Here is an 8590-nt window from a genome sequence, read left to right as displayed (position 1 = left end):
TCTTATCCAACACCTTTGCTCAACGAGTCATAATCTCTGGGACGTCACACTAGAGCTCCTGCTGTGGGCGCGCGATCCAATCTGCTTGTTGCAATATCCATACTTCCGGGCACAATATCGGCGGGATTTGCAGGAGGATGCCACCGTGCTGGAACATGCGCTGCTGTTTGATGCGCAAGGCCAGCCGCTCCTGAGCGGAAAACTGAATGCTTCCCGTGAGTGGGCGGAGGTCAATGCGTTCTGCAATCGGGTCTATATGCCGCTTGCCACGAAACCACTCGTCCAGGGAGCGGATCCGAATGCCACGTTGCGCACCCTGTCGATCGGCAGAATCGTGCTCAGTCGCTTCTGTTTCGGCGTGCCGACGAAGGCTGACGAGTTTGACCCCTCCTCGGGAAACATCATCGTCGTGAACACCATGCGAGGAAGCGTGTGCCATCCGCTCATGGGCGGTGCCACCATCGATACGCAGCCCGGAGACAGCTATGTGGTCGATTGCAGCCGTACGGATTACTGGAATGTCGCGAACGGGGATGACCTGCAATTCAACCTGACCATTCCCCACAGGCTGATGGAGGAAACGGCGCAGCGATGGTACGGCTTCGTGCCCGAGGACGATCTCTGGAAAAAGCGGCTGGTTTTCGGGCGCGGGCACTCCGCCTGGCTCTCCCTTTTGGATTATGCCACACGATCCGTCGATGCCCGGAGTGATGGCGTTGCCAGTCCGTTGATGGAGAAGCGGATCGAGGAAACCCTCTGCCTGGAACTATTGCGCGGCTGGGCCGAATGCTCCGGACTCAATCTGGAAACCGGCGCGCGGGGTGCAGCGCCGCGATATGTGCGCGAAGCGGAGCGGCTGATGGAGGAGCGTGCGCACGAGGCGCCGTCGATTACCGAGATCGCTGTACAGCTCGGCATTTCCGCGCGCAGCCTGTCCGAGGGTTTCAGGCGGTTTCGCGGCATTACTCCGCACGACTATCTGACGGCACGGCGTCTCGAGGGCCTTCGCAAAGCCTTGGAAGACGCGCCGCCCGGCGAGACTGTCTCTTCGATCGCTTCCACGCGTGGCTATGTCAACCTCACCGCGATGACCGCAAGCTATCGGCAGCGCTTCGGCGAGAGCCCTTACCAGACTCTGCGCAATCGTCTGGCAAGGGCATGACGACCCGCCAGTCATGACCTTTGGCGCCTGAGGATTCCAACCGGAGCCGTGACTGCCGATCCGTTTCGGCAGGCGACTTTCCCATGTTGCGGTTTACTTCTCATTCGGATCATCGGCTTCCGAAATAGATCAAAGCCCGGCCTGCGCCTGCTCTCCTTGTTGTTCTAATGTCGCCATAGGTGTTGGTTCACACCTCACTACCCGGACAGGAGGCCGGTTTGTGCGATCTCTGTAACATCATGCTGAGGGGGATACCCCCTAGGGAGGATCTGATGAAAGCGCTTGTCTATTACGGGCCAGGCAAGAAAGACTGGGTCGAGAAACCCAAGCCGGCCGTGCAGGAGCCGACCGATGTCATCGTCAAAATCACAAAGACGACCATTTGCGGCAGCGACCTGCACATTCTGAAGGGCGATGTGCCAACCGTTACCGAGGGACGCACGCTGGGCCATGAAGGCGTCGGCGTGGTCGATGAGGTAGGCAGCGCGGTGCGCAACTTCAAGGAGGGCGATCCCGTCCTGATTTCCTGCATTACGTCCTGCGGCTCATGCCCGAACTGCAAGCGGCAGCTTTATTCCCATTGCGACGACGGCGGATGGCAACTCGGCCATACGGTCGACGGCACGCAGGCCGAATATGTCCGCATCCGCCATGGCGACAACTCCCTCTACCCGATCCCGGCCGGGGCGGACGAGGAAGCGCTGGTCATGCTCTCCGACATCCTGCCGACGGGCTTGGAAATCGGCGTGCAGGCGGGTGGCGTGAAGCCCGGCGACACCGTTGCCATCGTCGGCGCCGGTCCGGTGGGCATGTCCGCGCTCCTGACGGCACAGTTCTATTCACCGGGCAAGATCGTGATGATCGACATGGACCCCTCGCGTCTGGCCCTTGCCCGGCAGTTCGGCGCCACCGATACGGTTCAGGTCGGCGCGGAAGATGCCGCTCTGAAGGTCATGGAGATGACCGACGGACGCGGCGTCGATGTGGCGATCGAAGCCGTCGGCGTTCCCGCCACCTTCGACATCTGCCAGAAAATCGTCTCGGCGGGTGGAAAGATCGCCAATGTCGGCGTTTACGGCCAGCCGGTGGAACTTCATATCGAGGATCTCTGGATCAAGAACATCAACATCTCGATGGGACTGGTGAACACCAACACCACGCCGATGCTCTTGAAGACGGTAGCGGCCGGCAGGTTCGACCCGAGCAAGCTGATTACTCACCGCTTCAAGCTAGACCAGATTCTCGATGCCTACGAGGTGTTCGGCAATGCCGCGCGCGAAAAGGCCATGAAGGTCATCCTCGCCGCCTGAACACGTAGAGGCTTCGAATGCAAAGGCCACCGGGTTTCGATCGTGAATCCGGTGGATTTCGTTTGTGCAAGGATCCGCGGCCCATCATGGTGTCCGGCAACCATGTGACGATCATCGGGAAGAAGAAGATCAGCCCGATCGTGAACATTTCCATGACCACGAACCACTGGGCGCCGCGGAAAACGTCGGAGAGAGACGTGTCGCGATCAATACCGGCAATGACCAAGCAGTTCAGTCCGACCGCGGGGGCATCAATCCGATTTCGCGCATTTTCACACACGGAATGCTGAACCAGATCGGATCGAAGCCCAGACCGGTACGGTCGAGAAGACGATCGGCAGGATGATGGCCAGCATGGAGAAGGCATCGAGAAACATGTCGGGCGGGATATAGAGCAATGGCGGGATGGACAAAGACATGCGGCGGCAGGCAGTTCGACGATGGCTTTGGCCACGATCTGTGGGATTTGCACGAGCGTCAGGAAGTAGCTGAAGATACCGACCTCGATGATAATGAACAGGATCATTACGGTGGTCGTCGCGGTGGAGCTGAAGCTGAAGAGCAGGTTCGGTACCAATTGGGCCCTGTCGGACCGGGACAAACGCAGCATCAGGAACGCCGCCGGCGCGCGCCGATGGCCGCCGCTTCTGTTGGCGCCAGCAGTCCGAGACAGACGCCGCCAAAGCCGAGCAGGAACAGGATCAGCACCTGCCATGCCTGGCCGGTGGCCCGCATGCGGTCACCGGCGAGCCGCCCTGTTCGCAATGACGTGCCCGAAAAGTGCGACGCCCGCCATGAAGACGACGGTAGTGAGCATGCCGGATATGAAGCCGGCGATCAGCATCTTGCCGGCGGAGACCTCGGTCAGCGCGGCGGAGAAGATCAGTAGCGCCGAAGGAGGAATGAGAACGTCAAGCACGCCGCTGGCGGCGACCGATCCCGCGGCAAGGCGCGAATCGTAGCCAGCCTTCTTCATTTCCGGAATGGCGACCGCCCCGACGGCGGCGGCGGTGGCGACGGGGGAGCCGGAGGTGGCGGCAAAGCCCGCGGGGTTAACTGGCCAGGCCAGCATTGCGAAGGCAAGAGCGGTAGGGCGTTGATCGTTCAATTCAGTGGCATTCGGCGCAGAGGCCGTGGACCTCGATCGTGGTGGAGCGCATCTTAAAGCCGCTACCCTTGGCGCGCCTTCCAAGCGCATCCTCGATCTTCGCATCGTGGAATTCGTTGACCTTGCCGCAGGCTTCGCAAATCGCGAAGGTGGTGGTCCGTGGATGGATCTGCCCATGCTTTGAATGACAACAGATGACGAAGGCATTCATGCTTTCCAGCCGGTGGATGCGGCCAGCTTCCATAAGCTTTTCAAGCGCCCGGTAGACCTGCGGCGGCGCCCGTAATCCGGCATCGCGCAATCGGTCCAAGATGCTATAGGCGCTTAGTGGCTGACCGGACGATTGTAGCACCGAGAGCACGAGGCTCTGGTTCCTCGTCAGTTTCAAATCGTCGGAATGGACTGCCTGCAACATACTCATCTCCGGAAGGTGCGGTTTTGAGGGTGTGCCCGGAACTGCGCTGTAGTTCCGGGCAGAGGTTTCATCGTATCAGTGCGGAGCGCCCGAGCCGCCGACGGCAACGATTGAGAAGGGCTGCCCCTCGACCGCGATGGTGCGCGTTTCCCTCAGTGTCTCGGCATCGACAACGCGAACGAGAGAATGGCGCGGGTCGGTAATTGCGATCTGGCCATCGGCGACAGCAAGGCGCGGGCGCGGATCGCGCCAATGGCCATCCTTGCTGTAAGGCTCTGTGACCTTCACCTTATTGACGATTTCGCCCTTGACGACATTGAGAACATGCAGGTCGCCGTCTTCTGTCAGGATATAGGCGTTGCGCGGTTCTGCTGGATCGAGTTGGAAATCGACGCGTCGTGTCGGCAGCTCGATCAGCTTGTAGGGTTGTTCGGCATCCGCGTCGATCAGCACCAGCTTGTCATCGCCATAGTTGCCGAGGAAGAATTGCATCGCCTTGCCGCCGAGGAGTGTGCCGGTGTGGGCCTTCGCGAAATCGGCCGGATAGGGCAGCATCGTCAGCTTCGGCCCATCAAGTCCGCCCGGGCGGACAACAAGGACGCCCTCCTTGCAGCCAAACGCGACGAGGCGGGCCGAGGTCGCCTCACCGTGAAGGTCGGTGCATGTGGCTGTCTCGCCAACCTGCTCGCCCTTTTCATCCACGACGCGAAGACCAATGCGCGGCGGCAATTCATCTGGCTTCGTTTCAATCTCTGTATTTGGGACCGAGACGAGCACGTAGCGGCCCATTGTTACTGCCACGCCATGGTGCGGCTTGACCGTATCGACAATTCGCTTCTCGACCTTTCCGTCGAGGATGTCGGCTTCATCGATGATTTCTGCCTTGTCGGAGCGATCGTAAAACAGGACGACGTGATCATCATGCGGCAGCCGATGGCGCAGGTTGCCTATGCTTGGGTCGCAACCCGTCCAGCCATTACCGCGCCCGTCGTGGGCATTTCGAAGCCGCAACAGTTTGAGGATGCGGTCAAGGCACTGGAGATCAGCCTGACCGCAGAGGACGTGGCCGAGCTCGAACAACATTATCTGCCGAAACCGATCGCCGGCCATGTGTAGTCGGCGGTGGTCCGAGCTCTGGTCGGTTGGGTCGGCAATGAGCCATTTCAATTCTATCTCGATGAACTCCAGAGCATTTCCAGACAAGTTGACGAGACGACATTGTGCCCGACACCGGCTCGCGGGGCATAGAACTTCGCAGCTTTTGCGAGCGGCAGAGCGCGGCTCATGCACGTAAGCGAGAATGTACATGAATTCAATGCATTGGCTTCAGAAATTGAACTTTATGCTGGCCTCGGTGCTCCTCATTTTCTTGTCTCAGCGGTTTGGCTCACAGTCAGCCATATGTGGCAGAAGACTGCTTGACGCAGTTGCGCCTGCCGGTTGCCCGACAGGTGCGTCCTCGAAAATCCATCTCGATGGCTGGCGCGACCATACAGGAATAAAAAGTCGCGGTTTGAACGCGATCATCGAGAGGCAACCAGTGAAAGCGAGAGCACGCGCTTTCTTCAGTAGGTTCAGTGGTTTGCTGTTTGTCGCGCACAAGGTGGAAGGTTCAGATCGTCAAAACCATACACAATAGTCGTTTATCCGGCCATTTTTGATATCGGGCGTCCTACCAATCGCAGTAATCTTTGGCTCCGGTGCAAGCATCTTTGCTTCGTTTCATATCTAGAAGATCCGACGGGGCGCTTGCGCACGCCTCCGCGCCGCCATCCGAGAGGGCAAATGCGCACCGGCGCCTTGGCCGCATCTCTAAGTTTACAGGTTAATTCAAGGGCGAGAATGCGGTCGGCAGCAAGAAACGGCTTTCCTGGTGGACAAGGAAGGGAAGAATCTTGGGCACGAACGCCTGCCACGCGGCATCGGCTCCCAACTTTGCGCGCTGTGCCGAACGATGGCCGAAATCGTCGTAGGCCCAAATGAAAACAACAGAATTCAGCGTGCCGCTTTCGGTCGTCCAGCATCCGACCAGTTTGGCATATTGCGTTATGATGCCAAGCCCCTCGGCTTCGTATACCTTCAGAAAGGCGCCGGTGGTGCCTGGCGTTACTTGATAGATGCGCTGCTCATAAATCATTAGCGACGTCCTTCTCCTGGAGACCGGCTCGATATGTTTCGGTGGAAGCCTGCTTCTGACAATGCACAGTGGACAGTAATTCGTCAATTGACGATAAAATAGGCTCGATTTATCGCTGCGGCCCTGCTCGTGCTAAGAAAGGGCGAGAATCACGATGCATTTATCGCGGGGAGCGACGGTCTGTTGAAAGCCAAGTCCACCAATCTGCGAGGCAACCAGGCTGTTGCCAAGAAACCTGGTACCTCGAAGAAAAAGGGAAAACGTCTGCCCTATATGGAGCGACGTGCCCAGATCCTGGAGAAGGCTACGGAACTGTTCTCCGAGTATGGACTGACGGCGCAAACCCGCGCCCTGGCGGCTGACTGCGGCATTTCCCAACGTCTTCTGTATCGTTTCTTCCCGACCAAGGAAGATTTGCTCAGAGAGGTCTACGATACGGCGATCCTCGGTCCTTTTCAGGCCGTCTGGTTTGCTGAACTTAGCGACCGTTCGCGGCCTATGCACGACCGGCTGTGCGATTTCTATAACGAATATCTGGACGCGGTGCTCGTCCGGCGCTGGCTGCGTCTTTTCCTGTACTCCTCGCTGGCCGAAGCGGACATGGCGCCGAGCTATATTTCATCGATCATCACGAAGCTCATGGAGACGATCGTGGCGGAAGCTGCCCATGAGCGGGGCAGGCCCCTTAACGTCAAACCGGAGGCGATCCACGAGATCGGCTGGATCATCCACGGTGCGATATCACACTACGGGATTCGCAGGCACATCTACCACGCGAGCCAGGTCATCCCGCAGGAGCAGGTCGTCGAGATGCATGTCAGCCTGTTCTTGAGCGGTTTCGACGCCATGATTGCCCAGTACGCGAAAATCGAGGCCTGATTTTTCCCTGCCGCTTGGTACGACGGTCGATTCATTTTATTGAAGTCGTCAGTTGACGACTTATTCAGACGTTGTTAGCTTTTCCCCGTGAGGCCGACGGCTTCCGCGGCCTTGGGCCGGTTACGCGACACAGTCGCGCATTCGAGGGGATAAAAAGATGAAAACTGGATTAGGGCGCGCCTTCGGACGGCGCGAATTTCTCAAGGCTTCGGCCTTGGTCGGTGGCGCCGCGCTGGCTCTGCCGGGCGTGACTGCGCGTGCCGCAGGTAGCAACATCAACCTGCAGACCTGGTCGGCTGCGGTCGATCTGGTCAAGAGCCATGTCGCTGCATTCGAGAAGAAGACGGGCTTGACCGTCGATTACGCGAATGCGCCATGGGCACAGTATCCCGATGCTATGGTCACGAAATTTGCCGGCGGCGCCCCCCTGGACGTCCTGTGGGTTTCGGACGGCTGGCTGCCGCAATGGGCCGAAGCCAACTGGATCGCCCCGATCGACGGATTCGACAATCTGATGGCCTATAATGGCGACGCCGAACCGTTTTGTACGGATTCGATGACCTATAACGGACGCCAGTACGGCCTGACCTACTACACTGACTACATGGGCTTCCTGTACGATGCCGAAAAGCTTTCCGCTGCAGGGTTTTCCGCGCCGCCGACGAGCTGGGACGAAGTCGTCGAGCAGTCGCTGGTGATGAAGCAGAAAGGCCTTTCCGATTTTCCGCTGATGCTGGCGCTAGCCAAGGAAAGCTGGCTCATCGAGTTCATGTCGGCAATGGTCTTTTCGCAGGGCGGCGCCTTCACCGACGACAAGGGCAATTCGGTCATGCAGGAGGCAAAGGGCGGCGCCCTGACGACCCTCCAGTGGATCGTCGATGCGGTCAACAAGCATAAGATCGTCTCCTCCGCCTGCCTGGAAACGGGGGAGCTCAACGGCCTCAAGGCGTTTGCTGCCGGCAACCATGCCTTTGCACTTCTGCCGAAATATCGCCTGGCCATGCTTAACGATCCGGCTCAGTCGAAGATTGCGGGCCGCGCCAAGCAGGCGCTGATGCCGCAGGGCAAGGACGGGTCGCACGCGACGGTCGGCTGGATGCGTTTCCATGGCATGTCGACGCAGGCTGCCGCCGACAAGGCCCGTGCCGAAAACGCCGCGAAGCTGATCGAATGGTTTGGCGGCAAGGCGGACGGCGAATACAAATTCCAGAAGCTGCTTTTCCTCGATCTGGGTTCGAGTTTCGGCGTCAAGCCGCTGTTCCAGGATGCCGACGTGCGCGCCGCCTACAACAAATATGGCGATGTGGAACTGATCCAGAAACAGCAGGCGCTCGCCCGCAAGAAGGACGTGATAACGCCCTGGTTCGGCGACTGGAACGAGGTCAACGGCTCCGCGTGGCAGTCGGCGGTTCTCGGCAATGCCTCGGCCGCTGATGCGTTGAAGAAGTCGGGGAAGGAGTGGGACGATCTCAAGTCCCAGTCCTGATAACATCGACAGATAGTCTTCCTGGCTGGGTGGCCGGCCGGGAAGCGGGATCTGGGGCACCGTATCTGGTTTGGGGACACGTTTCGGGCGAAG

At 59.1% G+C, this 8590-nt stretch carries 10 protein-coding genes and 1 pseudogene; 5 read left to right on the top strand and 6 right to left on the bottom strand.

The features are described 5' to 3' along the window. The coding region (locus JL39_RS11945; protein ID WP_210165751.1) for a helix-turn-helix domain-containing protein at positions 1 to 1162 on the top strand (1162 nt) is incomplete at its 5' end. Between the two features lie 272 nt (positions 1163 to 1434). Beyond that, complete coding sequence (locus JL39_RS11940; RefSeq protein ID WP_037150262.1) at positions 1435 to 2472, top strand: zinc-dependent alcohol dehydrogenase family protein; 1038 nt, start codon at positions 1435 to 1437, stop codon at positions 2470 to 2472. On the opposite strand, the gene JL39_RS32135 is transcribed toward JL39_RS11940, so the two are convergent. From JL39_RS32135 to JL39_RS31550, 5 genes and pseudogenes are all read right to left on the bottom strand, one after another. Then, positions 2456 to 3082, bottom strand: a complete 627-nt coding sequence (locus JL39_RS32135; RefSeq protein WP_200883947.1) for a TRAP transporter large permease subunit — start codon at positions 3080 to 3082, stop codon at positions 2456 to 2458. The genes JL39_RS11940 and JL39_RS32135 overlap by 17 nt on opposite strands. Beyond that, complete coding sequence (locus JL39_RS32795; RefSeq protein WP_265105673.1) at positions 3082 to 3207, bottom strand: hypothetical protein; 126 nt, start codon at positions 3205 to 3207, stop codon at positions 3082 to 3084. Before JL39_RS32795 ends, JL39_RS32135 begins: the two co-directional genes overlap by 1 nt. 4 nt (positions 3208 to 3211) lie before the next feature. Beyond that, on the bottom strand, positions 3212 to 3580 hold the full coding sequence (locus tag JL39_RS32130; protein WP_200883946.1) for a TRAP transporter large permease subunit: 369 nt from the start codon (positions 3578 to 3580) through the stop codon (positions 3212 to 3214). A gap of 1 nt (position 3581) precedes the next feature. Then, positions 3582 to 3995 carry a Fur family transcriptional regulator gene (locus JL39_RS11930; RefSeq protein ID WP_037150258.1) on the bottom strand — a complete coding sequence of 138 codons (414 nt, stop codon included), beginning with the start codon at positions 3993 to 3995 and terminating at the stop codon, positions 3582 to 3584. Between the two features lie 75 nt (positions 3996 to 4070). Beyond that, positions 4071 to 4931, bottom strand: a pseudogene (locus tag JL39_RS31550) (metallochaperone AztD); the annotation flags it as partial. Here JL39_RS31550 and JL39_RS31545 point away from each other — a divergent pair. Continuing rightward, positions 4917 to 5111 carry an aldo/keto reductase gene (locus JL39_RS31545; RefSeq protein ID WP_348270564.1) on the top strand — a complete coding sequence of 65 codons (195 nt, stop codon included), beginning with the start codon at positions 4917 to 4919 and terminating at the stop codon, positions 5109 to 5111. The pseudogene JL39_RS31550 and the gene JL39_RS31545 sit on opposite strands and share 15 nt — an antisense overlap. A gap of 709 nt (positions 5112 to 5820) precedes the next feature. On the opposite strand, the gene JL39_RS11920 is transcribed toward JL39_RS31545, so the two are convergent. Next, a complete protein-coding gene (locus JL39_RS11920) occupies positions 5821 to 6132 on the bottom strand; it encodes an NIPSNAP family protein (RefSeq protein ID WP_037150255.1) in 312 nt (103 codons plus the stop codon). A 183-nt stretch (positions 6133 to 6315) separates the two neighbouring features. On the opposite strand from JL39_RS11920, the gene JL39_RS11915 reads away from it, so the two are divergent. Both JL39_RS11915 and JL39_RS11910 read left to right on the top strand, forming a co-directional pair. Next, positions 6316 to 7011, top strand: coding sequence for a TetR/AcrR family transcriptional regulator (locus tag JL39_RS11915; RefSeq protein WP_200883945.1), 696 nt, complete (start codon positions 6316 to 6318; stop codon positions 7009 to 7011). A 157-nt stretch (positions 7012 to 7168) separates the two neighbouring features. Next, positions 7169 to 8497, top strand: coding sequence for an extracellular solute-binding protein (locus JL39_RS11910; protein ID WP_037150252.1), 1329 nt, complete (start codon positions 7169 to 7171; stop codon positions 8495 to 8497). The last annotated feature ends 93 nt before the right edge of the window (positions 8498 to 8590 follow it).

Source organism: Rhizobium sp. YS-1r, assembly GCF_000757525.1.
GTDB classification, from domain to species: Bacteria; Pseudomonadota; Alphaproteobacteria; order Rhizobiales; family Rhizobiaceae; genus Neorhizobium; species Neorhizobium petrolearium.
Note: the sequence above shows the minus strand (reverse complement) of the source record. Positions and strands in the feature narration are given on the sequence as shown.

Coding starts and splice junctions, on each gene's coding strand:
- JL39_RS32795 (WP_265105673.1), bottom strand. CDS start 3,207: ATGCGGGCCACCGGCCAGGCATGGCAGGTGCTGATCCTGTTCCTGCTC.
- JL39_RS11910 (WP_037150252.1), top strand. CDS start 7,169: ATGAAAACTGGATTAGGGCGCGCCTTCGGACGGCGCGAATTTCTCAAG.
- JL39_RS32135 (WP_200883947.1), bottom strand. CDS start 3,082: ATGCTGCGTTTGTCCCGGTCCGACAGGGCCCAATTGGTACCGAACCTG.
- JL39_RS11930 (WP_037150258.1), bottom strand. CDS start 3,995: ATGTTGCAGGCAGTCCATTCCGACGATTTGAAACTGACGAGGAACCAG.
- JL39_RS11940 (WP_037150262.1), top strand. CDS start 1,435: ATGAAAGCGCTTGTCTATTACGGGCCAGGCAAGAAAGACTGGGTCGAG.
- JL39_RS11920 (WP_037150255.1), bottom strand. CDS start 6,132: ATGATTTATGAGCAGCGCATCTATCAAGTAACGCCAGGCACCACCGGC.
- JL39_RS31545 (WP_348270564.1), top strand. CDS start 4,917: ATGCGGCAGCCGATGGCGCAGGTTGCCTATGCTTGGGTCGCAACCCGT.